This window comes from Pseudidiomarina sp. WS423 (assembly GCF_050750165.1).
GTDB lineage: Bacteria > Pseudomonadota > Gammaproteobacteria > Enterobacterales > Alteromonadaceae > Pseudidiomarina > Pseudidiomarina fusca.
The window spans coordinates 191,825-217,260 of record NZ_JBOJLN010000001.1 but is presented as its reverse complement, the minus strand read 5'-3'; the positions used below and the strand labels follow the sequence as shown (position 1 = coordinate 217,260).

25 protein-coding genes are annotated in these 25,436 nt (G+C 48.4%); 20 read left to right on the top strand and 5 right to left on the bottom strand.

From position 1 onward, the window contains the following. Positions 1 to 43 precede the first annotated feature (43 nt). Entirely contained in the window at positions 44 to 3,265 is a 3,222-nt protein-coding gene (rne, locus tag ACQ661_RS01010; protein WP_431667358.1) for a ribonuclease E, read from the bottom strand. A gap of 575 nt (positions 3,266 to 3,840) precedes the next feature. Between rne and rluC the strand changes: the two genes are divergently transcribed. The 16 genes from rluC (at position 3,841) to ACQ661_RS00930 (ending at position 15,634) form a co-directional block, all read left to right on the top strand. Continuing rightward, positions 3,841 to 4,830: a 23S rRNA pseudouridine(955/2504/2580) synthase RluC gene (gene rluC / locus ACQ661_RS01005; RefSeq protein ID WP_153825682.1), complete on the top strand. Its 990-nt coding sequence runs from the start codon at positions 3,841 to 3,843 to the stop codon at positions 4,828 to 4,830. Next, a complete protein-coding gene (locus ACQ661_RS01000) occupies positions 4,827 to 5,468 on the top strand; it encodes an HAD-IA family hydrolase (protein ID WP_313932271.1) in 642 nt (213 codons plus the stop codon). The genes rluC and ACQ661_RS01000 overlap by 4 nt, the downstream gene beginning before the upstream one ends. A gap of 47 nt (positions 5,469 to 5,515) precedes the next feature. Beyond that, on the top strand, positions 5,516 to 6,103 hold the full coding sequence (locus ACQ661_RS00995) for a Maf family protein (protein WP_153825680.1): 588 nt from the start codon (positions 5,516 to 5,518) through the stop codon (positions 6,101 to 6,103). A 53-nt stretch (positions 6,104 to 6,156) separates the two neighbouring features. Next, positions 6,157 to 6,681, top strand: a complete 525-nt coding sequence (gene yceD / locus ACQ661_RS00990; RefSeq protein ID WP_153825679.1) for a 23S rRNA accumulation protein YceD — start codon at positions 6,157 to 6,159, stop codon at positions 6,679 to 6,681. 18 nt (positions 6,682 to 6,699) lie between these two features. Continuing rightward, the gene (gene rpmF, locus ACQ661_RS00985; RefSeq protein ID WP_026862145.1) at positions 6,700 to 6,870 is read left to right on the top strand and encodes a 50S ribosomal protein L32; all 171 of its coding nucleotides are present in this window, start codon (positions 6,700 to 6,702) and stop codon (positions 6,868 to 6,870) included. Between the two features lie 19 nt (positions 6,871 to 6,889). Beyond that, positions 6,890 to 7,915, top strand: coding sequence for a phosphate acyltransferase PlsX (gene plsX / locus ACQ661_RS00980; protein ID WP_431667357.1), 1,026 nt, complete (start codon positions 6,890 to 6,892; stop codon positions 7,913 to 7,915). A gap of 7 nt (positions 7,916 to 7,922) precedes the next feature. Then, positions 7,923 to 8,882, top strand: coding sequence for a beta-ketoacyl-ACP synthase III (locus ACQ661_RS00975; RefSeq protein WP_110075140.1), 960 nt, complete (start codon positions 7,923 to 7,925; stop codon positions 8,880 to 8,882). Positions 8,883 to 8,911: 29 nt separating this feature from the next. Then, the gene (fabD, locus tag ACQ661_RS00970; protein WP_431667356.1) at positions 8,912 to 9,850 is read left to right on the top strand and encodes an ACP S-malonyltransferase; all 939 of its coding nucleotides are present in this window, start codon (positions 8,912 to 8,914) and stop codon (positions 9,848 to 9,850) included. Continuing rightward, entirely contained in the window at positions 9,843 to 10,589 is a 747-nt protein-coding gene (fabG, locus tag ACQ661_RS00965) for a 3-oxoacyl-ACP reductase FabG (protein ID WP_110075138.1), read from the top strand. The genes fabD and fabG overlap by 8 nt, the downstream gene beginning before the upstream one ends. A gap of 141 nt (positions 10,590 to 10,730) precedes the next feature. After that, positions 10,731 to 10,970, top strand: coding sequence for an acyl carrier protein (acpP, locus tag ACQ661_RS00960; protein ID WP_110075137.1), 240 nt, complete (start codon positions 10,731 to 10,733; stop codon positions 10,968 to 10,970). Between the two features lie 24 nt (positions 10,971 to 10,994). Continuing rightward, complete coding sequence (gene pabC, locus ACQ661_RS00955; RefSeq protein ID WP_313932273.1) at positions 10,995 to 11,816, top strand: aminodeoxychorismate lyase; 822 nt, start codon at positions 10,995 to 10,997, stop codon at positions 11,814 to 11,816. Continuing rightward, a complete protein-coding gene (gene mltG, locus ACQ661_RS00950) occupies positions 11,783 to 12,838 on the top strand; it encodes an endolytic transglycosylase MltG (RefSeq protein WP_313932274.1) in 1,056 nt (351 codons plus the stop codon). Before pabC ends, mltG begins: the two co-directional genes overlap by 34 nt. Before the next feature lie 16 nt (positions 12,839 to 12,854). After that, positions 12,855 to 13,487 carry a dTMP kinase gene (gene tmk, locus ACQ661_RS00945; protein ID WP_313932275.1) on the top strand — a complete coding sequence of 211 codons (633 nt, stop codon included), beginning with the start codon at positions 12,855 to 12,857 and terminating at the stop codon, positions 13,485 to 13,487. Continuing rightward, positions 13,488 to 14,447 carry a hypothetical protein gene (locus ACQ661_RS00940; protein ID WP_431667355.1) on the top strand — a complete coding sequence of 320 codons (960 nt, stop codon included), beginning with the start codon at positions 13,488 to 13,490 and terminating at the stop codon, positions 14,445 to 14,447. Next, positions 14,438 to 14,797, top strand: a complete 360-nt coding sequence (locus tag ACQ661_RS00935) for a PilZ domain-containing protein (protein WP_162014472.1) — start codon at positions 14,438 to 14,440, stop codon at positions 14,795 to 14,797. Before ACQ661_RS00940 ends, ACQ661_RS00935 begins: the two co-directional genes overlap by 10 nt. A 57-nt stretch (positions 14,798 to 14,854) precedes the next feature. Beyond that, positions 14,855 to 15,634 (top strand): TatD family hydrolase, encoded by a 780-nt coding sequence (locus tag ACQ661_RS00930; RefSeq protein ID WP_162014471.1) that lies wholly within the window; start codon positions 14,855 to 14,857, stop codon positions 15,632 to 15,634. Between the two features lie 180 nt (positions 15,635 to 15,814). Here the strand turns inward: ACQ661_RS00930 and ansA are convergent, their stop codons facing one another. Then, on the bottom strand, positions 15,815 to 16,825 hold the full coding sequence (gene ansA, locus ACQ661_RS00925; protein ID WP_431667354.1) for an asparaginase: 1,011 nt from the start codon (positions 16,823 to 16,825) through the stop codon (positions 15,815 to 15,817). Further along, positions 16,826 to 18,691: a signal peptide peptidase SppA gene (gene sppA, locus ACQ661_RS00920; RefSeq protein ID WP_431667353.1), complete on the bottom strand. Its 1,866-nt coding sequence runs from the start codon at positions 18,689 to 18,691 to the stop codon at positions 16,826 to 16,828. It lies immediately after the preceding gene. 164 nt (positions 18,692 to 18,855) lie between these two features. On the opposite strand from sppA, the gene ACQ661_RS00915 reads away from it, so the two are divergent. Continuing rightward, complete coding sequence (locus ACQ661_RS00915) at positions 18,856 to 19,407, top strand: nitroreductase family protein (RefSeq protein WP_431667352.1); 552 nt, start codon at positions 18,856 to 18,858, stop codon at positions 19,405 to 19,407. A gap of 86 nt (positions 19,408 to 19,493) precedes the next feature. On the opposite strand, the gene asnS is transcribed toward ACQ661_RS00915, so the two are convergent. Beyond that, a complete protein-coding gene (gene asnS, locus ACQ661_RS00910; protein ID WP_313932278.1) occupies positions 19,494 to 20,894 on the bottom strand; it encodes an asparagine--tRNA ligase in 1,401 nt (466 codons plus the stop codon). Between the two features lie 103 nt (positions 20,895 to 20,997). Further along, positions 20,998 to 22,296 carry an adenosylmethionine--8-amino-7-oxononanoate transaminase gene (gene bioA / locus ACQ661_RS00905; protein ID WP_313932279.1) on the bottom strand — a complete coding sequence of 433 codons (1,299 nt, stop codon included), beginning with the start codon at positions 22,294 to 22,296 and terminating at the stop codon, positions 20,998 to 21,000. Positions 22,297 to 22,403: 107 nt separating this feature from the next. Between bioA and bioB the strand changes: the two genes are divergently transcribed. Genes bioB through ACQ661_RS00890 form a run of 3 tightly spaced genes read left to right on the top strand, consistent with a single transcriptional unit; the run spans position 22,404 to position 25,431 of the window. After that, on the top strand, positions 22,404 to 23,450 hold the full coding sequence (bioB, locus tag ACQ661_RS00900) for a biotin synthase BioB (RefSeq protein WP_431667351.1): 1,047 nt from the start codon (positions 22,404 to 22,406) through the stop codon (positions 23,448 to 23,450). 14 nt (positions 23,451 to 23,464) lie between these two features. Then, positions 23,465 to 24,592 (top strand): aminotransferase class I/II-fold pyridoxal phosphate-dependent enzyme, encoded by a 1,128-nt coding sequence (locus tag ACQ661_RS00895; RefSeq protein WP_431667350.1) that lies wholly within the window; start codon positions 23,465 to 23,467, stop codon positions 24,590 to 24,592. Further along, positions 24,577 to 25,431: a methyltransferase domain-containing protein gene (locus ACQ661_RS00890; protein WP_431667348.1), complete on the top strand. Its 855-nt coding sequence runs from the start codon at positions 24,577 to 24,579 to the stop codon at positions 25,429 to 25,431. Before ACQ661_RS00895 ends, ACQ661_RS00890 begins: the two co-directional genes overlap by 16 nt. The last annotated feature ends 5 nt before the right edge of the window (positions 25,432 to 25,436 follow it).

Here is a 25,436-nt window from a genome sequence, read left to right as displayed (position 1 = left end):
GCGAACTGGCTCCTAAAGAGCGTGTTCGCTACAGCCTTGTGACTTACTGTGTTTTACTCATTGGCGCAGTAATCACACTTTTAGCTTCTGCAAAACTCGCAACTCGAGCATCTTTTGTAAAAGCTACACGATGGCTGTTATCTGACGCCTTTAATGGCTGATAATCACCATCACGAGCTACCGCAGCAGCCTTCGCCATAGCGGCGCTCGTCATCTTGCCTCGCACCGCGGTAGCTACAGGTGCTTTTGGTGCAGCCGGAGCTTCTACTTCAGCTTTAGCCGCTGCTTCTGCTTCAACTTGAGCTGATGCTTCAACAGTTTTTGCTTCAGCCGGAGCTTCTACTTCAGCTTTGACCGGTACTTCTGTTTCAGCCGGAGCTTCTGCATCGGTTGCAGCTTGAGCTTCTACTTCAGCTTTAGCCGCTGCTTCTACTTCAACAGGAGCTTCTTCTTCTGTTTTAACCTGTGCCTCTGTTTCAGCAGGTGCTTCTGCTTCAACAGGAGTTTCTTCTTCTGTTTTAACCTGTGCTTCTGTCTCAGCTGGTGCCGATTCTACAGGAGCTTCTGCTTCGGTTTCAGCCACAGTTTCTGCTGGTGCTTCTGCTTTAGCAGGAACTTGTTCTTCGGTTGCAGCCGGTGTTTCTGTCTCAGCAACTGCTGCTTCCGCAGGAGCTTTTACTTCAGCTGGAGCTGCTTCTACAGGAGCCTTTTCTTCGCTCGGAGCCGCTGCTTCAACTTGAGCTGGGGCTGCTTGCGCTTCTGCTTCAACAGGAGCTGCTGCAACCGCTGCTTCTGCGGTAGAATCAGTACCGTTATCAGCTTGCTGGGCTTGTTCGGCTTTACGACGTTGGCCCGCAGCGCGTTGATGACGCGGTGAACGACGGCTGCGATTGCGCGGCGCGCGTTCGGTTTCAGTCGCTTCGCTATCGCTAGCATCAGTTGTAGAGGTCGCTGACGTATCCGTTGTTTCAGTTGGGGTTGCAACATGGCCGTCATCAGCTTTTGCTGTGTCGGCTGCAGTCTTAGTACCACCGTCATGAGCTTGGTTATCGCCGCTAGGACTGGTCACGCTCGCTGTTGCAAGTTCAGCGTTTTGCGCTGCAACAGCTTGAGTCGTGGTCGCTGCACCATCAACATCGCCAGTACTGATACGTACAGAACGCTCTAACTTACGGCGTTGACGGCGTTGTTTTGGTGCTGCCGGCTTAGCTTCTGTTGGCGCTTCGTCATGATTAACAGCTTCTGCGGTAACCGTTTTGTTGACGTCAGTATTTGCCTGGTCGTTGTTTTTATTGCGATTACGACCACCACGACTGCGACGATTACTACGCTCTTTTTGACCATCACTGGCTTTACCATCATTTGCTTTAGCGGCATCAGCTGGCTTATTGTCTTTGCTTTGCGTGGTTTTTGCCGCAGCATCTTTGCGCTCATCATCGGTGTCGCGTGAACGTGAGCGGTTATTGCGACGACGGTTATTGTTACCACGATTATTACGACGGTTATTATTAGGACGGCGCTGTTGCTGTTGCTGCTGCTTTTGCTCAGCTTCGTCCGAGTCGCTGCTAAACAAATTAGCCAACCATTTACCTAATCGTGACAACAAACCTGGGCCCGCAGCTTCCGCTACTTGGGCTGGGCTGGCAGCTGCAACTGTTGGTGCTGGTGCTGCCGGTGCCTGTAAGCCTTTTAAGGCAGGCTCTTCAAAGCTTGGCTTGTCTTTATTCAAGACCACTTCGGTGGTGGTGTTGTCTGGCTTCTCGATTAAGGTGAAGCTATTAGCTTCATCCACTTCATCGTTACGTAAACGCTTCACATCAAAATGGGGCGTTTCTAAATGAGGGTTAGGAATAACCAGCACAGAAACGGTATGGCGCTTTTCGATATCTACGATAGATTGGCGTTTTTCATTCAATAAATAAGTAGCTACCGTAACAGGCACCTGAGCTTGGATCTGAATGGTATTGTCTTTTAGGGCTTCTTCTTCAATTAAGCGAAGAATAGATAATGCCAAGGATTCGGCCGAACGAATCGTGCCATGACCACTACAACGCGGACAAACATGGTTAGACGCTTCACCAAGTGATGGGCGCAAACGTTGCCGTGACATTTCTAATAAACCAAAGCGTGAAATTCGAGTCACTTGGATGCGAGCGCGGTCTTGCTTTAAGCTATCGCGCAAACGATTTTCAACTTCACGTTGATGACGAGCAGGGGTCATATCAATAAAATCAATGACAACTAAACCACCGACATCGCGTAAACGCAGTTGTCGTGCAATTTCTTCGGCCGCTTCTAAGTTGGTTTGAAAAGCCGTTTCTTCAATATCGCCACCTTTAGTAGCGCGAGCAGAGTTGATATCAATCGAGGTAAGTGCTTCAGTTGGATCAATGACGATTGAACCGCCCGATGGCAACCGCACTTCGCGCTGGAAAGCTGATTCTATTTGGCTTTCAATCTGATAATGATTGAATAGCGGCACGTCACCTTGATACATTTTAACGCGGCTGACGAAATCAGGACGGATTAAAGTGACATGATCACGAACCATATCGAAGACTTTCTGATTATCAATCAGAACTTCACCGATATCACGGCGCAGATAGTCGCGAATCGCACGGAAGACAACATTGCTTTCTTGGTGAATAAGGAACGGAGCAGGGCGCGCATTGGCTGCTTTTTCAATAGCATCCCAATGGTGTAGCAACACGTTAAGGTCCCACTCAAGTTCTTCTTGCGACTTGCCAACGCCCGCAGTACGTACAATTAACCCCATGGATTCAGGTAAGTTTAGGGCATCCAATGTGGCTTTTAATTCTGACCGTTCTTCACCTTCAATACGGCGCGAAATACCACCAGCACGTGGGTTGTTTGGCATTAACACCAGATAGCTACCGGCTAATGAGATAAAGGTCGTTAGAGCTGCGCCTTTTTGCCCGCGCTCTTCTTTATCTATCTGCACAATAACTTCTTGGCCTTCTTTAATAACATCTTTGATGTTAGGGCGGCCAGAGAAAGAGTAACCACTAGGAAAGTAGGTTTTGGCAATTTCTTTAAGGGGGAGGAAGCCGTGGCGCTCGGCACCATAATCTACAAAGGCGGCTTCTAAACTGGGTTCAATTCGGGTAATTTTACCCTTATAAATATTAGCTTTCTTTTGTTCGTGACCAGGGCTTTCGATATCTAAATCGTACAAGCGTTGGCCATCAACGAGGGCAACACGCAATTCTTCTTGCTGTGTTGCATTGATCAGCATTCTTTTCATTAGTTGTGACTCTTTATAAGGCCACAACCCAGCACGACTGGCCTAAGCCATCGCCATTTCAGGTTTGAATTGTAGTTTGCCAAACTCATAACATATTGAGTTCTGGCTACTCCCGTTGTGTTGTTACATCAACACCAACGTGAGTTTTGCAATTGGTTACCAAGCCGAAATGCGCTTGTTATAAGTCGTACTGCGTTGCAGCACTGGTGTTACTAAAGTGATTCGATTCAGGGGCGGGCGCGCTGGTTTCAGCCTTTCGCTATAAATCAAAAAGGAGGACTAACCTATCTTCCGTGCCGCCAACTTCTCGAAACCCAATTGACCGATTTTCTTTATCGGATGCAATCTGGACTAAATCGTAAGCTGGGGTGGACTCGTTAGTACTAACGCAGCTCCGCTCAAATCACGCGTAAAAATATGTTTGCCTGTTTTACGAGCCATCAGAATTCAGCATGATGACCACGTACCGCGCTCAATCAACCGGTGCGGATTTTTCCGGTATCCGATTGTCGCATAAAAATTGGTGCAAATACAAGATGAACATTGTCAAGGGTTAGTGCTAAAATCCGCATCCTATGACAGAGACAAACCAAACTTCGCAGGTGCGCCTGCAAACAATCGATGCCGACTATGCCGGTCAGCGAATTGATAATTATCTTATTGCGCAGTTAAAAGGGGTGCCCAAATCGTTGGTGTACCGAATTTTGCGCAAGGGAGAAGTGCGGGTAAATAAAAAACGAGCCAAGCCAGAATATAAGCTTCAAGCTGGGGATATCGTAAGGATTCCGCCTGTTCGAGTGGCTGAAGCAAACCCGTTACCATCAGTTCATTTAGACCGCGTGCAAGCATTGCAAGAACAGATCTTGTATGAGGACGATATTTTGTTGGTGATTAATAAGCCAGCAGGATTAGCCGTTCATGGTGGCTCGGGGTTGCAGTTTGGCCTGATTGAAAGTTTGCGGGCCTTGCGTCCTCAAGCTAAACAGCTAGAACTCGTACACCGGTTAGATCGTGATACCAGCGGCTGCATACTTATCGCTAAGCGCCGCTCGGCACTGCGCCATTTGCATGAACAATTGCGCAGCAAAACCATGGATAAACAATATTTAGCGCTGGTGCGCGGGCAATGGCAAGAGCATGTTAAGTTTATTGCTGCCCCCTTGCAGAAAAACACCCTCAAGTCTGGTGAGCGAGTAGTTCGGGTTGACGCCGAAGGTAAGCCTTCGGAAACTCGATTTCGGGTGATCGAGCGCTTTGGGCAGAAAGTTAAAGCTCAAGTGCAGGCGAGTTGCACCTTGGTTGAGGCGTCACCTATCACCGGCCGTACCCACCAAATTCGGGTGCATGCTCTGCAAGCAGGCCACCCCATCGCCTACGATGATAAGTACGGTGATCGTGAATTTGATCAGCAACTGCAAGGCTGCGGGTTGAAACGATTATTTTTGCATGCCCATCAGCTTAGTTTTCAGCATCCACAAACACTTAAAACGATCACAGTGAATGCGCCGTTGGATCATCAGTTGACGCAAACCTTGCGTGCCCTAGGTGGAACCAAATTCGTATGAAGTATCCGTTAATCATAGTGGACTGGGACGGTACCGTAATGGACTCCGTTGCTCGTATCGTCGCCTCGATGCAAGCCAGCGCCAGAATTCTCGAATTACCGGTGCCGTCAGTGGCCGCGGTCAAAGATATTATTGGTATTAGTTTACAGCCAGCCATCGAAAAGCTATTTGGCCGTTTTACTACGGAGCAAATGGTGCGTTTTACCGATGTTTATCGGCAACAGTACGTGGTCGATTGCCAAACCCCGTCGCCACTTTTTGCGGGAGCATTAGCCACTTTGCAGCAGTTACGGGAGCAAGGCTATCAACTTGCGGTAGCAACCGGTAAAGCTCGTCAGGGCTTGGAACGGGCTTGGGATGAAACAGCTACGCGGCAATTATTTGATTTTTCGCGCTGTGCTGACGAAGCTAAATCCAAACCCGACCCAACCATGCTGGTTGATATTTTAACTGCCGCCAAACGTCAGCCTCACGAAGCCGTAATGATTGGGGATTCTATTCACGATATGCGCATGGCTGCTGCTGTTAATATGCCACGTATTGGGGTGGGCTTTGGCGTGCATGATGCCGCTCAGTTACAACCTTATCAACCGCTCGCCATCATTTCGCAGTGGCCGGAGTTGTTAGCGCACGTGTAAGGCAGTCAGACTGCAAGATCATCAAGCAAGTTTAAGTGAGACCCGATATGAACCTAGTCTTAGCCTCCACCTCACCTTTTAGAAAAGCACTCTTAGAAAAAATCATTCCTACCTTTACGGTTGCCGCACCAGAGGTGGATGAAACGCCGCTAGCCGGCGAAACAGCACCGGCGTTAGTAGAGCGCTTAGCCCAAGCAAAAGCCAAAGCGTTGGCGTCTCAGTATCCTCAGCATTGGTTGATTGGTTCTGATCAGGTCGCGGTGGTCAATGGTGAGATTGTTGGCAAACCTCACACGGTGGCTAATGCAATAAAACAGCTTCAAGCCGCGCAGGGTAAATCAGTAACTTTTTATACTGGGCTAGCTCTTTATGATAGCCATACCGGCGCTATGCAAAGTTGCGTAGAACCTTTTGTAGTTCACTTTCGCGAGTTAAGTTTAGCTGAAATTGAGGGCTATATTGCGCTGGAGCAGCCATTGCGCTGTGCCGGTAGCTTTAAAAGCGAAGGCTTAGGTATTAGCTTGTTTGAACGCTTAGAAGGGGATGACCCTAATAGTTTGATTGGTTTGCCATTACTGCGCTTGCTGCAGATGTTACGGCAGTGGGGTTATAATCCATTGACCAGTACATTTTAAAAATGCGAAAATCACTTGTGTTCACTAGGCGAATCCTTTAACATTCGCGCCCTATGCAGAAGGTTCGAGTACCGATTACGGTCGATCCGGTTAAAAGTGCCGGCAAACAAGTTTCTTATATCGGATTAGTTCCGGGGAAGAGTCTTGCGCGTTTGCAAGAGCTGTTATTAGAGCCGATGTCTGATGTTGATGTATCATTAAGTTTTGATACGGATGCACAAGGCATCAAACGGTTAACGGGTCATGCTGAAGTTACTGTGTGTGTTGCTTGTGAACGTTGTTCAGATGCAATGCAATGGCCAATTTCATGTGATTTTGTTTATGCTCCGATAACGAAGCGGCAAAAGGCCACCGAGATGCCGGAAGAGTACGAACCGATTGAGCTTGACGAGCTGGGCGAAATTAATCTGCATGCCTTGGTCGAAGATGAATTGATGTTGGCGTTACCCGTGGTCATTAAGCACGATGAGCGCGAATGTCGGGTAGATAGTAAAGCAATGCAATGGGGCAAGATTGATGATGCTCCAGCAGCAAAAGATAATCCTTTTGCGGTATTGCAGGAATTAAAGCGTAAATAAACTTAGGAGATAGCGTAAATGGCTGTACAACAGAATCGGAAAAGTCGTTCGAAGCGCGACATGCGTCGTTCTCACGATGCACTGAGCGGCCCTACACTGTCGGTTGATTCTACCTCTGGTGAAACGCATCGTCGTCACCATGTAACAGCTGATGGTTTCTACAAAGGCCGTAAAGTAATTAACAAGTAATAGTGACGGAAGTGAGGCTATGGCCACACTGACACTAGCACTTGATGCAATGGGGGGCGATCATGGCCCCTCAGTTGTTATTAGCGCGCTTGCACAGGCGCTAACAACATTTCCTGAGGTTCACTTTATTGTCGTTGGCGATGAAGCAGAACTGACGCCTTTATTGCAACAGCAACAGCTGCTGCAACATCCTCAGATTACTCTCAAGCATGCCAGCCAAACGGTCACTATGACCGACAAGCCGGGCTACTCTCTGCGTGCTAAACCAGATTCATCCATGCGCGTTGCACTCGAATTAGTTGCTAATGAAACAGCGGCAGCCTGTGTGAGTGCCGGAAATACCGGCGCCTTGATGACCAAAGCCTACTTTACCTTAAAGACCTTGCCAGGCATTTTAAGGCCAGCCTTGATGTCGGCGATTCCACAACAGCAGGGTAAATTAGCTTTTATGCTTGATTTAGGTGCCAATCCTGTATGTGATTCAGACACCTTGTTTCAGTTTGGGGTGATGGGTGCCGAAGCCGCGCACCAGGTCTTAAAAATCGAGCGCCCACGGGTAGCTTTACTGAATATGGGTGAAGAAGAAATCAAAGGTAATGACGTGGTAAAAGCCACGGCTGCCTTGTTACAAGCTTCTGAACACATCGACTACATAGGTTTCATTGAAGGCGATGATTTATTTTCTGGCAAAGCAGATGTGATTGTTTGTGATGGTTTTGTCGGCAATATCGCTTTAAAAAGCTGTGAAGGCTTAGCTGATTTATTGCTCGATAATATCAAATCAAACATTAATGCTCACTGGTTAACTCGTTGGTTTGTGAGGATTTTTTACCAGCGCCTGCAAAAATCATGGGATTGGCTGAAGCCCGACCACTATAATGGTGCAAGTCTGATAGGATTACGTGGCGTTGTGATTAAAAGCCACGGTGATGCCAATGCTCGTGCATTTTTTAGTGCCATTGAGCAAGCTGTGGAAGAAGCACAACGGGATCTACCTGGGCGAATTCGCGACCGAGTAGAGCAAGTTCTGTTAGCACAGGAATAAATGTTACATGCATGCAAAGATTGTAGGCACTGGGCATTATTTACCAGCTCAGCGTCTTACTAATGCAATGCTGGAAGAACGTGTAGACACCAGCCATGATTGGATTGTTGAGCGTACCGGTATTCATGAACGGCGCGTAGCTACTACCGCAGAAAGTGTGGTTACTATGGGGGCAGCCGCCGCTCGATTGGCTCTTCAACAAGCTCAAATGAGCGCCGATGATTTAGATCTTATCGTGGTGGCCACCACCTCTGGTGAACGAGCATTTCCTAGCGTAGGCTGTGAAATCCAAGCAGCACTCACGCACCGTAACGTACCCGCTTTTGATGTGGCTGCGGCCTGTTCAGGCTTTATTTTCGCCTTAAGTGTGGCGGATCAGTACATTCGTGCTGGTACTTATCAGCGCGTTTTAGTGATTGGTGCTGACGTGTTATCACGCTTGTGCGATCCTGATGATCGCAATACTATTGTGCTGTTCGGTGATGGTGCCGGCGCCGTCGTGTTGCAAGCTAGCGATAGCGCTGGGATTGTGTCGACCCATTTACATAGTGCCGGTGAATTTGCAGACTTACTTGGTGCCAACCATCCGCGCCGTCATCAGCCAGAGGCGTTAAGCGAAGCCTGGATGTACATGAAAGGCAATGAAGTCTTTAAAGTAGCGGTAAACAAATTAAGTGAGCTGGTTGGCGAGACGCTAGCAGCGAATCAATTAACGGCTAGCCAATTAGACTGGTTAGTTCCTCATCAAGCCAATATGCGGATTATTAAAGCTACCGCAAAGAAGCTACAGATGCCCATGGAGCAAGTGGTAACGACCTTAAGTTACACCGGTAATACGTCGGCGGCATCGGTGCCAATAGCGCTGGATGTAGCAGTTCGCGATGGTCGTATCCAACGTGGGCAACGGCTACTGCTAGAAGCTTTTGGTGGCGGCTTTGCTTGGGGCTCAGCGTTAGTTGTGTATTGATTATCATCAGAATGAAATAAAAGGATAGCATGATGCGTGCTTATGTTTTTCCCGGTCAGGGGTCGCAAACTGTAGGTATGTTAGCAGAGCTTGCGGCTGAGTTTCCGCAGGTCGAGCAGACCTTTGCTGAAGCCAGTGACGTGCTTGGCTATGATTTGTGGCAGTTAACCCAGCATGGTCCGGCCGAGCAACTGAATGAAACGCAGCGCACTCAACCAGCGCTGTTGGCTGCTAGTGTGGCTTTGTATCGGGTGCTGGTAGCCCAAGGTGTGGCGGTGCCAGAATTCATGGCCGGACATAGTTTAGGTGAATACTCAGCGCTGGTTTGTGCTGGGGTGATAGAGTTTACTGATGCGGTGCAATTGGTGGCTCATCGTGGCGAGTACATGCAGCAAGCAGTGCCAGCTGGGGTAGGTGGCATGGCAGCGATCATCGGGTTAGATGATGCCGCTGTAATAGCTGCCTGCCAAGAAGCAGCCGGAGACGAGGTGGTGGCCGCAGTTAACTTTAACTCGCCAGGCCAGGTGGTTATTGCCGGCCATGCTGCGGCCGTAGAGCGTGCCTCGGCAGCCTGTAAAGAAGCAGGAGCAAAGCGAGCGTTACCGTTGCCCGTCAGTGTGCCATCCCATTGTCAACTGATGCAGCCGGCCGCCGAGCGTTTGGCAGTGGATTTAGCAGCGCTGACGCTGCATCAGCCGCAAGTACCGGTCATCAACAACGTTGACGTGGTAGCTCCGCGTGAACCTGATGCTATTCGTGATGCCTTAATTAGACAGCTGTATTCGCCCGTACGCTGGACTGAGATTATCGAAAGTTTAGCAGCGCAAGGCGTGACTGAAGTGTACGAAGTGGGTCCAGGTAAAGTTTTAACGGGCTTGATCAAACGCATTGATAAAAATTTGCAGACAGACGCGCTCAATACCATCGATAGTATGCAAAGCGTCATAAAAGGAAGCAACCATGAGTGAATTATTTAAATTAACGGGACAAGTGGCGTTAGTCACCGGCGCGAGTCGCGGTATTGGTAAGGCGATTGCTGAGCAATTAGTGGCGCAAGGTGTAACTGTGGTAGGTACAGCAACGACTACGGCCGGTGCAGAAGCTATTTCTAGTTATTTGGGTGAGCACGGGGTTGGCGTCGCATTAGATGTCACCGCAGATGAAAGCGTGGCTAGTATCTTAGCTTTCATTGATGAAACCTATGGTCAACTTGATATCTTAGTTAATAACGCCGGCATTACCAAAGATAATCTGCTGATGCGAATGAAAGAAGATGACTGGGATAGCGTTTTAGACACCAACTTAAAGTCTGTGTTTAGACTCAGTAAAGGGGTGCTACGCGGTATGATGAAACGTCGCCATGGTCGTATTATCAATATTTCTTCGGTGGTGGGTACCACGGGTAATCCGGGCCAGGTGAATTACTGTGCAGCCAAAGCTGGAGTCGTCGGCTTTACTAAATCATTAGCGCAAGAAATTGCGGCTCGCGGAATTACAGTAAATTGCGTGGCGCCAGGTTTTATTGATACTGATATGACAAAAGCGCTGACAGAAGATCAAAAACAAGCTATTTTTAGCAATATACCAGCAGCAAGACTGGGTAAACCAGAAGAAATAGCTGCAGCCGTGGTGTTCTTAGCATCACCGGGTGCAGCCTACATCACCGGTGAAACAATTCATGTTAACGGTGGCATGGCGATGGTGTAACAAGCCAGTTAGTTCAAGTAAAGTTGTGCTTAAGGGGTACGACCTCTCGGGTAAAGCGCAATTTTTGCTTTATTAATGGCGACGCATTCACTACACTAAGCCCAATTTTGAACGGGTGACCTAAATTTCAAGGGACATACAATGAGTAATATCGAAGATCGCGTAAAGAAAATTATTGTTGAACAACTAGGTGTTAAAGAAGAAGAAGTGAAACCAGAAGCTTCTTTTGAAAATGACCTAGGTGCTGACTCACTAGATATCGTTGAGTTAGTTATGGCTTTAGAAGAAGAGTTTGGTACTGAAATTCCAGACGAAGAAGCTGAAAAGCTGAAAACTGTGCAAGCAGCAATCGATTACGTGAACAATCACGCAAACGACTAAGTTCTAAGCAAGCGCAGAGGCGGAATGAAAATTCCGCCTTTTTTTTGCATGTGGATGAATGGCCAGCCCCTTACTCAAACTTCTCTAGACCGTGGTCTACAATTTGGCGACGGACACTTCACTACGTTAGTTATTCAGGCCGGTACGATCCAGGCTTGGTCGTCTCATTGGCAACGCCTTCAGTACGCCAGTCAGCAGTTACGGATGCAACTACCCAGCGCCGATGAAGTGCTGCACTTACTGCAGCAGATTGCCCAACAACATCCTCAGAGTGTCATCAAAATTATTATAACTCGTGGCGCAAGTGCTCGCGGTTATCGCTTAGATCACCAAGCTAGGGGCCACTGGTACGTGCAGCGCTCAGATCTACCACCTTGGTCAGCACGCCCGTTACGAGTGGCGTTAGCGCATTTTAAGTTAGCGCAGCAGCCTATGTTAGCTGGTTTAAAAAGCTTAAACAGATTAGAGCAGGTGTTGCTTAGCGATGAATGTGAACAACGTGGTTTTGATGATTTATTAGTCACAGACACACAAGCGAACATTATTGAAGCAACCAGTAGTAATATCTTTTGGTATGATGGTAAGCAATGGTGCACACCGCGCTTAGAGCAAGCTGGAATTGCCGGTGTGGTAAGAAAACAATTGATTGATAAACAAATCATTGGCAAGGTAAAGCTTACTAAACTAAGGCCCGCAGAATTAGCGCAAGTAGAACAAATGTTTGTGTGTAATTGTGTGTTAGGGCCGCGGCCAATAGCCGCTATTGATGACCGAATGCTAGCCATGCCAGAGTTACCAAAGGAACTTAATCAGTGGGATGTAAACGCCTCGTTATTGCTAGCTTAATTGCTTGCCTGCTTGTGCTTGCTGGGGGTATTGCTGCCTTTGGTTATGGTGCTTGGTTGCTTAAACAACCCTTAGGTTTAGCAGATGACGTGTTGCTGGAAGTTAAGCCAGGTACCCATGCGCGTAGTCTGTTGCATCAGTTACAACAACAAGGTGCGCAGCTTGAAGTCACTCCAAGTTATCTAGCAAGTCGCATCTTGGTTACTCCGCATCATTTACAAGCTGGGGTTTATGCGATTACGCCAACACATACCTTGCAGCAAGTATGGCAAGAGTTGCAAGCCGGTAAACAACATCAATTTCAAGTGAGTTTGATCGAGGGGATGACGTTGCAGCAAGTGTTGGCTCGGTTGCAAGCAAGTCCATATTTAGCCAGTGAGCCGTTGCAGCAATTGGCCGCGAACGACGGTGAGGCATTGTTAGCTTTGCTAGGACGTGAGCTAGGCCGCGATTATCAGCAACTGTTTGATGAGACTCCGGCAACGTTGGAAGGCTTGTTTTTTCCGGAAACCTACCATTATCGCGCCTATACCTCTGCGCTTGATATTTTGCGGGCTGCGTACGATAAAATGCAGCAGCAATTAGCGCAAATTTGGCAGCAACGAGACGCTGATTTGCCCTATGCAAATGCTTATGAGTTGCTTATCATGGCATCCATTATTGAAAAAGAAACAGGGATCACTGGCGAGCGAGCTACTGTTGCTTCGGTGTTCGTAAACCGTTTGCGTGCCGGCATGCGGCTGCAATCGGATCCAACAACAATCTACGGCATCACTGATTTTGATGGTAATTTAACCCGAGCTCATTTGCGCGAGCAGACTGCTTATAACACCTATCGGATTAAACGTTTACCACCAACGCCAATAGCTATGCCAAGTCGGGCGAGTTTGTTAGCAGCGGCCCATCCCGCCTCAACGGATTATTTTTACTTTGTTGCGGACGGCTCTGGCGGGCATGTTTTTTCCAAAACCTTAGCCGAGCACAACGCCGCGGTAAATCGCTATCAGCGCCAACAACCCTAAGCTATAACGGAAAGCTATGAACGGAAAATTTATTGTAATTGAGGGCCTAGAAGGGGCCGGCAAGAGTACCGCAATAGCTTGTGTGATGGCTTATCTGCAGCAACACAAGCTGCAACCTGTAACGGTACGCGAGCCCGGTGGCACCCCGCTAGCTGAGGCAATACGAGATTTAGTGAAGCAGCAGTGGCAAGAACAACTCACTGCAGAAACCGAATTATTACTGATGTATGCCAGTCGTTCACAGTTGGTGGCTAATGTGATCAAACCGGCGCTAGCGCAACAACAGTGGGTGGTTGCTGACCGTCATGATTTGTCCTCACGAGCTTACCAAGGGGGTGGGCGCCAGCTAGGTGATGCTAAGCTTCAAGCATTAAAAAACCTCGTCTTAGGTGACTTTGTGCCAGACCTAACGTTACTCCTAGATATCGATCCTCAGGTGGGACTGCAGCGAGCACGCAGTCGTGGTGATTTAGATCGCATCGAGCAAGAGCATGTCAGTTTCTTTGAGCGAACGCGGCAACGCTATCTGGAGATTGCAGCAGCGGATCCTTCTATTAAGGTGATTGCTGCGGATCAATCCATTGAGCAAGTGCAACAGCAAATCATTGCTGTACTTGATGAGTACCTTGTTCGTTTGGGGTTACGCTAGATGAGTGCGCCTTGGCTACGTTTACCTTGGCAGGAGCTGGTGCAGGCTCAACGCCAACAACAATTGAGTCATGCTCATTGCATTCCGTGGCAGCCAGCGTTAGGCACGGACGTGTTTATCGATGCCTTTATCGCGTTGCTACTATGCCAGCAGCCAAGCGGTAAGGCCTGTGGTACCTGCAAAAGTTGTTTGTTATATAAAGCTCATACCCATCCCGATTACCATCAGGTAGACGTTGCCGAAGGTAAAACGACCATCGGCGTTGATGCTATCAGAGCGCTGACCGAAGCGCTGCAAGGTACAGCAACCCAGCAAGGCAACAAGGTTGCTTGGATTCAGCATGCCGACAGGATGACTGTAGCGGCGGCGAATGCGTTGTTAAAAACCTTAGAAGAGCCAACTGCCAACACCTATTTGATTTTGAGCCCAGAACGCACCAGTCAGTTATTACCGACGTTACGTAGCCGGATGCGACTCCATCGCTTTTCTGCACCGGCGCTGGCAGATTTACAAGCGTGGCTTGAACACCAATTACAACAGCCATTGAGCAAGGCGCAGCAGCAATTGATGCAGCGTTATGCGCAGGCACCCTATACAGCATTGGCAAAAGTCCAAGCAGGCAACGATGACAGCGTAGCTGAGCTTGAACTCCTGCTACAAGTGCTGGCGGGTCAGGGCAGTTGGCCGCTACTTACTAAGGGCAATTGGCTGGGCTATCTAGATGCCAGTGCCAAGCTGTTACAAGAGCTTATTCGAGTAAGCCAAAGATTACCTGAACAACGTTTGAACTATCCAGAGCTGCAGCAACAGCTAACCAGCTTATTGGGCGTAAAGGGCTACTCGGTTAGTCAGCTAAACCAGTGGCTGCACCTATGCTATACTTTGCGTCAGCAAACAGAGCAGCAACCAGGCTTGAATGGCCCGTTATTATTACAACAACAGTGGTTATTATGGACTTAGAGCAGCGACCGATAGAATCACCTTTGGTGAAAAAACGCATTGTGTTGAATTCAGAGGCACAACTGCGCCGTTACTATATGCCTTTTATCAAAGGCGGAGGCATGTTTCTTAATACCGATGAGCCACTCGGTATAGGCGATGAGTTTTTGCTCGAAGTTCGCCTGTTCGGTGAGCACAACTCAGTGCTAGTTAAAAGCAAAGTTATATGGTTGGCGCCCTCTAAGCCTAGCCGCCCTGAACAACAAGGGGTAGGGGTGCAATTTGTTGACGATAAAGCCATGTTAAAAAACATGATTGAGTCAAAGTTAGCTGCCATCAGTGATACTGCACTAGCCACTGCTACCATGTAGCCCTTGTAGCTGATGGCTATTTGATTAAATAATAAACACACCGTTATAGGAGTCCTTGTGTTTATCGATTCACACTGTCATTTAGACAAAATTGATTTAGCCGACTTTGGTGGCGATTTCGCGCAACTAATAGACACGGCTCGCGCCGCCCAAGTTGAACGTATGCTATGTATTGGCGTTACTCTCGAAGAGTTTCCCGCAATGGCCGAGCTGGTGGCCGACTATGAAGATATCTACCTAAGCTGTGGTGTGCATCCCTTGTATGTCGCTAAACACCCCTTACAGCAGCATCTACTGCGTGATTTAGCCAAACACGAACGAGTTGTAGCTATTGGTGAAACCGGCTTGGATTACTATTACGATGCCGACAGTAAAAAGGTACAGCAAGAGAGCTTTGCTTATCACATTGAGTTAGCTAACGAACTTCACAAGCCATTAATTATCCACACCCGCGATGCTCGTGAGGACACTTTAAGTATGTTAAAAGAGGGCGGTGCTGAGCGTTGTGGAGGTGTGCTGCATTGCTTTACTGAATCGTTAGAAATGGCGCAGCGAGCCATTGATGAACTGGGCTTTTACATTTCAATTTCAGGCATCGCATCGTTTCGTAGTGCGACTGAGTTGCGTGAAGTGGTTCAAGCTATTCCGTTGCAACATCTATTAATAGAAACCGATAGCCCTTGGTTAGCGCCGGTACCACACCGGGGTAAACAGAATCATCCTGCGCTAGTTGCGGATGTGGCAAAATGTGTTGCCGACATCAAAGGTTGCAGTTTAGCTGAAGTTGCGGCAGTGACTAAGAATAATTTTTTCAAGTTATTTCAAGGCGCTAATTAAGGATTGTGTAAAAATCCAGCTAAAAGTTAGCAAATGTAGAAAATTTGTCTACACTCAAATCATGAGTTCCTTTTAGTTTTAGCGCACGGCTCAATCCCTTGAGCCATTCCCCTTGCTCGGGACAACCTTGGATTGGTCCCGAGCATTTTTTTGTCTGAAATCTACTGCTTGCAAATCAAGTTAAGCAGTTAATTCACCGCGTAAATTAGTTTCTAGTAGGGTATTGATCTGGGCCTGACTTAAGTTTTGCGATAACAAATAATGTAACTTCGTCAGTGCTGCTTCAATGGTCATATCATGGCCACTGACCACTCCCACTTGGGCTAAGGCATTGCCCGTGGCGTACCCCCCCATGTTCACCTTACCTTTAAAGCATTGGGTACAATTGAGTACCACAGTACCAGCCGCAATTGCGCGCTCTAAACTAGCCAGCAACGCTGGATCTTGTGGCGCATTGCCAACCCCATAACTTTGCATGATAAGAGCCTTCACGGGCTGCTGAAGCATGTTGTCAAAGATCGCAGCCGATATGCCTGGGTAAAGGGTAACCACGCCAACTGGCTGAGGCGTTACTGCGGTTAAGCGCAACGGCTCATTCCCTAAGGCTTGGATTTTGCCCTCTTGCAGGGTGATTTGAATGCCGGCCTTTAATAACGGCGAAAAGTTGGGTGAGGCAAATGCGTTAAAGCCATTCGCATCGGCTTTGGTTGCTCGATTACCTCTGAACAGGGTGTTGTTAAAAAATAAACCAACTTCATGAATGGGATAATTAGCTGCTATGTACAAAGCATTTAATAAGTTGGTTTGACCATCTGAGCGCAACGCCGCGAGCGGTATTTGCGAACCGGTAATAATCACCGGTTTAGCCAAATTTTCGAACATGAAGGAGAGAGCTGATGCGGTGTAGGCCATGGTATCGGTGCCATGGAGGATCACAAAGCCATCGTAAGCTTGGTAGTTGCGTTGAATGTCCTCAGCAATATGAAGCCAATCAGCGGGCGACATGTCAGACGAGTCCATGAGCGGCTGGTATTCGTGAATGGTGAAATTGGGCATTTCGTCACGAAAGAATTCCGGCATATTGTGTACGCATTCTGTTAAAAAGCCAGCCGCAGGGACGTATCCCTGGGCTGACTTTTGCATACCTATCGTGCCGCCGGTATAGGCAACATAAATATTTTTTTTAGTCATTTAGTTTAGTTTGCATAACTCACACAAAGCATACACACCGTTCGGGTCATTGAATTTAGAGGTTGCTTCAACTTCTTCCCATAAGCTGTATAGCTGCGCTTTAAGTGGATTCTGTTCGGTGCTGCGTAGCTCGCTAGGAACTAACAAACTAGCTTGACCAAACAACTCTTGCATAAATTGCTCACGTGGACTCAGATCATTGCTCACGGTCACCACGTCGTAGTCACTGACACCAGCTCGGGTGGCCGCAGCGCTAATGGCATCATCAAGTTCACCTAATTGGTCAACTAAACCCAACTCTTTGGCTTTGCGCCCGGTCCAAATCCGCCCCTGAGCCACCTCGTGCACGGCATCGTAACTCATGTTGCGACTTTCGGCTACCATACCAACAAAATCACGGTAGAACTTTTCGATGGATACTTGCACTAGATAGCGGCCGTTATCATCGATACCACGAGTAATATCTAATACCGGCAAATCTGTGGTGTGGTAACCATCGTTGTACACGCCAAATTCGTTTAGCGCTTTTTCGATGGTAAAGAACATACCAAAAACGCCAATCGAACCAGTAATGGTGGTAGGAGTGGCCCAAATCTCATCGGCGCTAGCGGCAATCCAATAACCACCTGATGCAGCAACCGAGCTCATTGAGGCAATCACTGGGATGCCTGCTTTTTTCAGTTCTAGCACCTCTTGGCGAATCACTTCTGAGGCAAAGCCACTGCCGCCTGGGCTATCAATACGCAACACCACAGCTTTGGTATCTTCGTCTAGGCGTGCTTTACGCAGTAGGGCAGCGGTACTATCTCCGCCAATACTACCAGGTTTGGCTTGGCCATCAGAAATAACACCACGAGCTACAACAATGGCAATTTCTGCCTTGTCTTTATGTTCGCTGCTGTCCTCTAACTGCTCCGCTTGACCGTTAAGAGCAGCTAAATATTGTTCGTGGTTGATTTGACGCCAGCTCTTTTCATCGTCATCAAGGCCGGTAATTCCAATCATTTCAGCACGGAATTGTTCACGACTGTAGAGAGCGTCAACTAATCCAGTATTCAGGGCTAGTTGCGCCATATCATCGTCATACTGAGTCAGAGCTTGACGGAAATCATCCATTTTGCCACTTAGCATCAATGGGCTGATTGAACGTAATTGGCTTAGGTCATCCATGTAGGTGTCCCACAACTCGTCATACAACTCTTTGTTCGCGGCTAGCGCTTCATCAGACATATCGTTGCGGGTGTAGGGTTCTACCGCCGACTTAAAGGCACCCACTTTAAAGACATGAGCAGTAATGTTGAACTTCTCTAAGAAATCTTTGAAGTAGAGATTGTAGCCACCAAAACCTTCGAACATCATCGACCCGAGTGGGTTCAAATAAATGGTATCCGCATGGGCTGCCACATAATATTGGTTTTGAGTGTAATTATCGGCATAAGTTACTACAGGTTTACCAGCACTGCGAAAATCAAGTAAGGCTTGGCCCAATGCTTGCATTTTGTTACTGCCGCCACCAGCGAAGTTACTCAGATTTAACTGAATACCACTGATGCGATCATCAGTTTTAGCCTGTTCGATGCTTTCTAACACGTCAACGAGTAAGACTTCAGGAAGTTGACTCCCGCCACCGAAGGCTTCATTAAAGAACTGGTCAACGGGGTCGACCCAAGTTTCTTCTTCAACCAAGATACCATTCAGTTGCAGCACCAACATGCCATTTTCAGGTACCTTAACTTGTTCTTCCTCAGCGACAAGTAGCCCTAAAACTAAAATTAAAACAAGAAAAAATACCGCATTGACAATCAACTTTCGGAAAAAGTTGATCAATCCAAATAGCTTTTTAAAGACTGAAGCAATCCCGCTCATATAAAATGTTCCTACTCTAAATTAAGACTTACTACGAAGATTACAGCAGATTTTTTAGAGAAACTAGTCAGACAATGTAACAGAGCGTGATCATTTGTTAAGCTATGCATTATTTAGCGCTGCAGCAGCACATTATTAGTTGAATCTAGGAGTCCGAGGACACCATGCAAGCCATTGAATTATTAACGACTCGTTCATCTATGCCTCGGTTAGTTGCACCTGGGCCAACTCATGAACAATTACAATTGATGTTTCAGGCCGCTTGCAGAGCACCTGATCACATGGCCTTGATGCCGTATTCTTTTACGCTTTATCAAGAGCAGGGGCGCGCTAAGTTGGGCACAATATTCGCCAGTGCTGCAAAGGCTCGCGAGCTTAATGAAACGCAAGTGGCACAAGCCCAAGAACTGCCTTTGCGAGCACCTGCAGTGATTATGGTAGCAATGCGGGCACAGCAACACGACAAAGTACCGCGCGATGAGCAACTGGCCTGCGCTGCCTGCGCCACCTTATTGCTGCAGCAAGCTGCGTTCGCACAAGGGTTAGGGGCCATCTGGCGTACTGGATGGTTAGCCGAAGATGGGGTGGTTAAAGCTCAACTTGGCTTAGCGCCAGCCGATGCTATCGTTGGCTTTTTATACGTTGGTACGCCAGCGGTCGCTACGCCCATCAAGCCTGATAAAGATTGGCAGAGTAAAGTTGAGATAGTGGAGTAATAACTTAGGCTCACAACGAACAACGCCGAGGGGTTACTCGGCGTTGTGACAGCAGCAGCTACTTAAACGGGTAGCCCAATAGCGTCTTAGAAATCAGCGTTTTTCGGAGCCCGCGGGAACGGGATCACATCACGGATGTTACCCATTCCAGTAACATAGGTGACCAAGCGCTCAAAGCCCAAGCCAAAGCCGGCATGAGGAACTGTGCCGTAACGGCGTAAATCACGGTACCAACCGTAGTGCTCAATCGGCAAGCCCATCTCTTGCATGCGCGTATCAAGGCGATCTAAGCGCTCTTCACGGGCGCTACCACCTATAATTTCACCAATACCTGGCGCTAACACGTCCATGGCTGCGACGGTTTTGCCGTCATCATTTTGGCGCATGTAGAATGCTTTGATGTCCTTCGGATAGTTCTTCAGAATAATAGGCGCACCTACATGTTCTTCAGCTAAATAACGTTCGTGCTCAGATTGTAAATCCATGCCCCATTCAACGGCGTACTCAAACTTCTTGCCACAATTTTGCAAGATTTCGACCGCAGTGGTGTAATCCATGTGCACGAACTTATTGCTGACCACATGCTGTAAGCGATTAAGGACATCTTTATCCACCCGTTGCTGGAAGAAGGCCATGTCATCGGCTCGTTCGCTTAATACCGCATTGATACAGTATTTCAGCATATCTTCAGCTAAGTCTGCGATATCGTTAAGATCGGCAAAGGCGAGCTCTGGCTCAACCATCCAAAATTCCGCTAGGTGACGACTGGTGTTTGAGTTCTCAGCACGGAACGTGGGGCCAAAGGTGTAGATTTTAGATAGTGCACAGGCGTATGTTTCACCGTTAAGCTGACCTGATACTGTCAAGAAGGCTTCTTTACCAAAAAAATCCTTACTGAAATCAACATCACCTTGTTCAGTGCGCGGTAAGTTGAGTAAATCCAAGGTAGATACCCGGAACATCTCGCCGGCACCTTCGGCATCTGAGGCGGTGATGATTGGGGTCGCAACCCACATGTATCCGCGCTCATGAAAGAAGCGGTGAATAGCTTGCGCTAAACAGTTACGAACACGCATCACGGCACCGGTGATATTAGTACGTGGGCGTAAGTGAGCAAATTCACGCAAATATTCCATCGAGTGCGGTTTGGGCGACATCGGATAGGTGTCAGGATCTTCAACAAAGCCAAATACTTGTACGGCTGTGGCTTGCAACTCGAAAGATTGACCTTTGCCGGCAGATTCAGCCACCGTACCTGTCACCGCAACGCTACAACCGGTCGTGAGTTTTAACACGTCATTGTCGTAATTATCGAGTTGATTTGGAACTACAGCCTGAATTGGATCAAAACAAGAACCGTCATGCACATTGATAAAAGAAATTCCTGCTTTTGAATCGCGGCGGGTACGAACCCAGCCACGAACAGTAACTTCTTCACCAACGGCAATTTTCCCCGATAAAACATCGACAATGGTAGCGCAGGACATGGGCCTAAAAACTCCGTTTGTTGAACAAATAAAAAGACAGTGAGTTAACACATCACAAATAGACCGTTATGTTACCTTGCTTTGCGTCAGACTCAAGCGAAAATCAACGCCTTTCTACCTGTTTCACGATTTCTTGCATGGCAAGGGTTAAACAAGCAAGTTGTTCGGGGCTAATAATGAAGGGTGGCATGATGTACAGCAATTTACCAAAGGGTCGGATCCAAGCCCCATGAGCAACGGCAATACGCTGGGCTTCAGCAACATCTAAGGGGGCTTGCATCTCAACCACACCAATAGCTCCGAATACTCTGACCTCAGCAACGCAGGCATATTGTACGAGATGCGCTAATTGTTGCTGCAGCGATTGCTCTATTTGAGCTACTTGTTGCTGCCATGGCGACGCCAATAGGAGTTCAATGCTGGCACAAGCGACCGCACAGGCGAGTGGGTTAGCCATAAACGTCGGGCCGTGCATAAAGGTACCGCCCGCGGGTCCATGGCTGATGGTGGTAGCAATGTCAGTAGTGGTTAATACCGCCGCAAGCGTCATGTAACCACCGGTTAAGGCCTTCCCTAAGCACATAATATCGGGGCTGATTGCAGCATGTTCACAAGCAAACAAGGTGCCAGTGCGGCCAAATCCGGTAGCAATTTCATCGGCAATCAACAACACCTGATAGTGGTCACAGAGTTCTCGGATTTTGCGCAAATAATTTGGATGATAAAAACGCATACCGCCAGCTCCTTGCACTATCGGCTCGAGGATAACCGCGGCTAGTTCTTGCTGATGTTGTTGTAACAGGTGCTCGATGGCGTCGGTTGCCGAGTCTAGCCACTGCTGCGTTGGGGTGATCTCAGGGCAGGGGGCAAATAATTGCTGACGTACACTATTTTGAAAGAGCCCATGCATACCATTTACGGGATCGCACACCGACATCGCCGCAAAGGTATCGCCATGATAACCACCGCGGATGGTAGCTAAACGATTTTTCTGCGGTTGTTGCCGTGCCACCCAGTATTGCACAGCCATTTTGATCGCAACCTCCACCGCAACTGAGCCTGAATCAGCAAGAAAAACCTGTTGCAATGGTGCTGGGGTAAGTTCCACTAAGTGTTTACAGAGAGCAATGGCTGGGGCGTGGGTAATACCCCCAAACATCACATGGCTCATGTGCTGCAATTGCTCACTGACGGCCTGATTGAGCTGTGGATGATTGTAGCCATGGATTGCTGCCCACCACGATGACATGCCATCAACCAAATGGCGACCGTCGCTGAGGATTAGCTCGCAGCCTGTTGCTGCTGCCACCGGATAGGTAGGCAGTGGCTTGGCAAATGAGGTGTAGGGATGCCAGATATGTTGCTGATCAAAGAGTAAATCTGCCTGACTGATTTTGGTCATTAATTCATCGCTTGTTATTTTATCGGTAATTATTAAGTTGACAGTTTAAAATGTCGAAGTAGGCTATGCAATAAGTGAATGAGCTATTGGATATTAGAGCGAGAGTTATGGCAGCTAGTGATGTAGTTAGGCACGATTGGAGTGCAACCGAGTTAGAGCAGTTATTTGAATTGCCTTTTAATGATTTGCTGTTTCAGGCACAGCAAGTTCATCGGCGTCATTTTGACGCTAATGCAGTGCAGGTTAGTACCCTGTTATCGATCAAAACAGGCGCCTGTCCGGAAGATTGCAAATACTGTCCGCAAAGCGCCCATTACCGCACTGATGTCGACAAAGAACGGTTGTTGGCAGTGAAAAAGGTTTTAGCAGAGGCAGAGGCAGCAAAAGCAGCTGGAGCCAGCCGTTTTTGCATGGGAGCCGCTTGGCGTAATCCCAAAGATCGTGACATGCCATACTTAATTGAGATGATTCAAGGGGTGAAACAGCTTGGGTTAGAAACCTGCATGACGCTGGGGATGTTAACGCCCCTGCAAGCTAAATCGCTACAACAAGCAGGACTGGACTATTACAATCATAATTTAGATACCTCACCAGAATTCTACGGTGAAATTATAACGACACGAACCTATCAAGATCGCTTGGCCACGTTACAACATGTTCGTGATGCCGGCATGAAAGTCTGTGCCGGCGGCATTGTTGGCATGGGTGAGAGTCGGCATGATCGCGCAAGTCTTATTAGCCAATTGGCACAGTTACCACAGCATCCTGAAAGCGTACCTATCAATATGTTGGTGAAAGTTAAAGGAACGCCTTTTGCTGAGCTGGAAGATCTTGATCCTTTTGAATTTGTGCGCACCATTGCGGTTGCTCGAATTGCTTTACCCACCTCCTTTGTGCGTTTATCAGCTGGCCGGGAGTCGATGCCCGATACCATGCAAGCTTTATGTTTTATGGCTGGTGCTAACTCTATCTTTTATGGCGAGCGGTTATTGACTACGGCCAATCCGGGTACTGATAGCGATCAGGCCTTGTTTCAACGGCTTGGCATCAAACCGCTACAACATACCGATTATGCGGATGAAGTACACCAAAGCGTGATAGCCGATGCGATTCAAGAGCAACGCCAACCTACACTCTATTATCCGGCTAAATAGGATCAGGTGGCGAGATGCATCTGCAGGTAACTGATGCGCTGCAACACGGAGCATGGCAGCGCCAACAGCAACAACGTTGGCGTCAACCGCAAGTGCGACCTCAAGGGGTGTTGCTCGCTAGTAATGATTATCTAGGTTTGAGCGAACACCCCCAAGTTATTGCTGCCTACCAGCAAGCGTTGCAGCAATATGGTACGGGTAGTGGTGGTTCGGCGTTAGTGTGCGGCACCCAATCGCCGCATCTTTACTTGCAGCAACAATTAGCTGACTGGTTGGAGCGCGATAATGTCTTACTGTTTAGCAGTGGCTTCGCGGCCAATTTTAGTACCTTGCTGCAGCTTGGCAAACTCTACCACAAAATCCATGCCGACCGCTTAGCGCATGCCTCCCTCATTGATGGCATGCGCGCAAGTGGGGTGCGCTGGCAGCGTTTTGCTCATAATCAGTTGGCGCCTTTGCTGCCTGAATTAACGGCGACAGATCAAGCGCACTTAGTCGTTACCGAGAGTGTCTTTAGTATGGACGGCGACAGTCCCTGTTTAGCACAACTGCGGCAAGTGGCGGAACATGCTGATCTTTATGTCGACGATGCGCATGGTCTCGGCGTGGTTGGTGCCGACGGTCGCAGCATTGGTGGGGTGATGAATCAACGCCAATTGCCGCTGCTGATGGTGACCTTTGGTAAGGCGCTGGGGGTAGGTGGTGCAGCAGTGTTAGCGCCCACAGCTGTGATTGACTATCTTCATAATCATGCCCGAGAGTACATTTACTCGACGGCAATAAGTGCGGCGCAAGCAGCAGCGGTGAGTGCCGCAATTAAGCTGGTGCAAGCGGCAGAAGGCAGTTCGTTGCGCCAGCGCTTGCAAGAAAACATCGCCCTTGTCTCTCGGCTTGCAGCTGGGTACGGCATCCCCCTTATGGCAGCCACCAATACGGCCATTCAACTGGTGCCGGTGGGGACCGATAGCAAAGCATTGCAGCTGCAACAACACTTACGCAATCGAGGTTTTGTCGTGGCGGCGATTCGTCCGCCCACGGTGCCGCCAGGGCAAGCTCGGCTAAGACTAACCCTAAGTGCCAGCCATACACCGGCGGTGCTGACGCAATTGATGCAGGAGCTAGTCCAATGTCTGCAGCATTAACGCCCTTGCCGAGCCTGGCTCTAACGGCGGGTAAGCAGCAAGTAGCGCAACGTTTTGGTCGAGCGGCTAAGTCGTATCAACAGCATAACGAGTTACAACAACGTTGTGCGCAGGAGTTACTTCAGTTGCTGCCAGCCAAGGTAGGACAAGTGATTGATTTAGGCTGCGGTCCGGCGGTAAATACCATGGCTTTGGTGGCCCGGAGCACCGGTTATCTTGGCGTAGATATTGCCCCAGAGATGATTGCAGAAGCACAGCGCCAGGTTCGCAGCGTTGAGCATCAACACACCGCAGTTAATTGGCTGATCGCCGACGCTGAATCTTTACCCTTGCCTGCTGCCAGTGTGGATACTATTTTTGCCAATTTATCGTTGCAGTGGGTTGGCGATTTGGTAGCCACCATCAATCAATTTCATGGTCTGCTGCGTGCGCAAGGCTGTTTAGTCTTCAGTACCTTACTAGAGGGCTCGATGCTGCCGCTGGGAGCAGAACTACAAGCCTTACAAGGTGGGCAATGGAGCCATCGGCAATTCTATAGTGAAACCGAATTGCAGCAATTATTAGCCGCTTTACCCGGTTGGCAGCTTGAGTTTAAACGACTCCCAGTGACGATCATGAATGATTCGGTGCTGGCTATGTTGAAAGACTTACAGGGGATAGGGGCCACCTACCGTGGCGACGTCAATAGGTGGCAGCACCAGGCGCAGTTGCCGTCCGTGCTAAGTAAGTCTAAGTTACAGGCCCTGCAGGTTAACATGGCTAAGTATCGTAATGAGCAAGGCCGATTGCCTCTACGCTGGCAAGTGGCGCTAGTAAAAATGACCAAACAGACAGATTGATAAGA

Bases quoted from the DNA above. Each gene is read 5' to 3' on its own strand.
- rne (WP_431667358.1), bottom strand. From the start codon at position 3,265: ATGAAAAGAATGCTGATCAATGCAACACAGCAAGAAGAATTGCGTGTT.
- rluC (WP_153825682.1), top strand. From the start codon at position 3,841: ATGACAGAGACAAACCAAACTTCGCAGGTGCGCCTGCAAACAATCGAT.
- ACQ661_RS01000 (WP_313932271.1), top strand. From the start codon at position 4,827: ATGAAGTATCCGTTAATCATAGTGGACTGGGACGGTACCGTAATGGAC.
- ACQ661_RS00995 (WP_153825680.1), top strand. From the start codon at position 5,516: ATGAACCTAGTCTTAGCCTCCACCTCACCTTTTAGAAAAGCACTCTTA.
- yceD (WP_153825679.1), top strand. From the start codon at position 6,157: ATGCAGAAGGTTCGAGTACCGATTACGGTCGATCCGGTTAAAAGTGCC.
- rpmF (WP_026862145.1), top strand. From the start codon at position 6,700: ATGGCTGTACAACAGAATCGGAAAAGTCGTTCGAAGCGCGACATGCGT.
- plsX (WP_431667357.1), top strand. From the start codon at position 6,890: ATGGCCACACTGACACTAGCACTTGATGCAATGGGGGGCGATCATGGC.
- ACQ661_RS00975 (WP_110075140.1), top strand. From the start codon at position 7,923: ATGCATGCAAAGATTGTAGGCACTGGGCATTATTTACCAGCTCAGCGT.
- fabD (WP_431667356.1), top strand. From the start codon at position 8,912: ATGATGCGTGCTTATGTTTTTCCCGGTCAGGGGTCGCAAACTGTAGGT.
- fabG (WP_110075138.1), top strand. From the start codon at position 9,843: ATGAGTGAATTATTTAAATTAACGGGACAAGTGGCGTTAGTCACCGGC.
- acpP (WP_110075137.1), top strand. From the start codon at position 10,731: ATGAGTAATATCGAAGATCGCGTAAAGAAAATTATTGTTGAACAACTA.
- pabC (WP_313932273.1), top strand. From the start codon at position 10,995: ATGAAAATTCCGCCTTTTTTTTGCATGTGGATGAATGGCCAGCCCCTT.
- tmk (WP_313932275.1), top strand. From the start codon at position 12,855: ATGAACGGAAAATTTATTGTAATTGAGGGCCTAGAAGGGGCCGGCAAG.
- ACQ661_RS00940 (WP_431667355.1), top strand. From the start codon at position 13,488: ATGAGTGCGCCTTGGCTACGTTTACCTTGGCAGGAGCTGGTGCAGGCT.
- ACQ661_RS00935 (WP_162014472.1), top strand. From the start codon at position 14,438: ATGGACTTAGAGCAGCGACCGATAGAATCACCTTTGGTGAAAAAACGC.
- ansA (WP_431667354.1), bottom strand. From the start codon at position 16,825: ATGACTAAAAAAAATATTTATGTTGCCTATACCGGCGGCACGATAGGT.
- sppA (WP_431667353.1), bottom strand. From the start codon at position 18,691: ATGAGCGGGATTGCTTCAGTCTTTAAAAAGCTATTTGGATTGATCAAC.
- ACQ661_RS00915 (WP_431667352.1), top strand. From the start codon at position 18,856: ATGCAAGCCATTGAATTATTAACGACTCGTTCATCTATGCCTCGGTTA.
- asnS (WP_313932278.1), bottom strand. From the start codon at position 20,894: ATGTCCTGCGCTACCATTGTCGATGTTTTATCGGGGAAAATTGCCGTT.
- bioA (WP_313932279.1), bottom strand. From the start codon at position 22,296: ATGACCAAAATCAGTCAGGCAGATTTACTCTTTGATCAGCAACATATC.
- bioB (WP_431667351.1), top strand. From the start codon at position 22,404: ATGGCAGCTAGTGATGTAGTTAGGCACGATTGGAGTGCAACCGAGTTA.
- ACQ661_RS00895 (WP_431667350.1), top strand. From the start codon at position 23,465: ATGCATCTGCAGGTAACTGATGCGCTGCAACACGGAGCATGGCAGCGC.
- ACQ661_RS00890 (WP_431667348.1), top strand. From the start codon at position 24,577: ATGTCTGCAGCATTAACGCCCTTGCCGAGCCTGGCTCTAACGGCGGGT.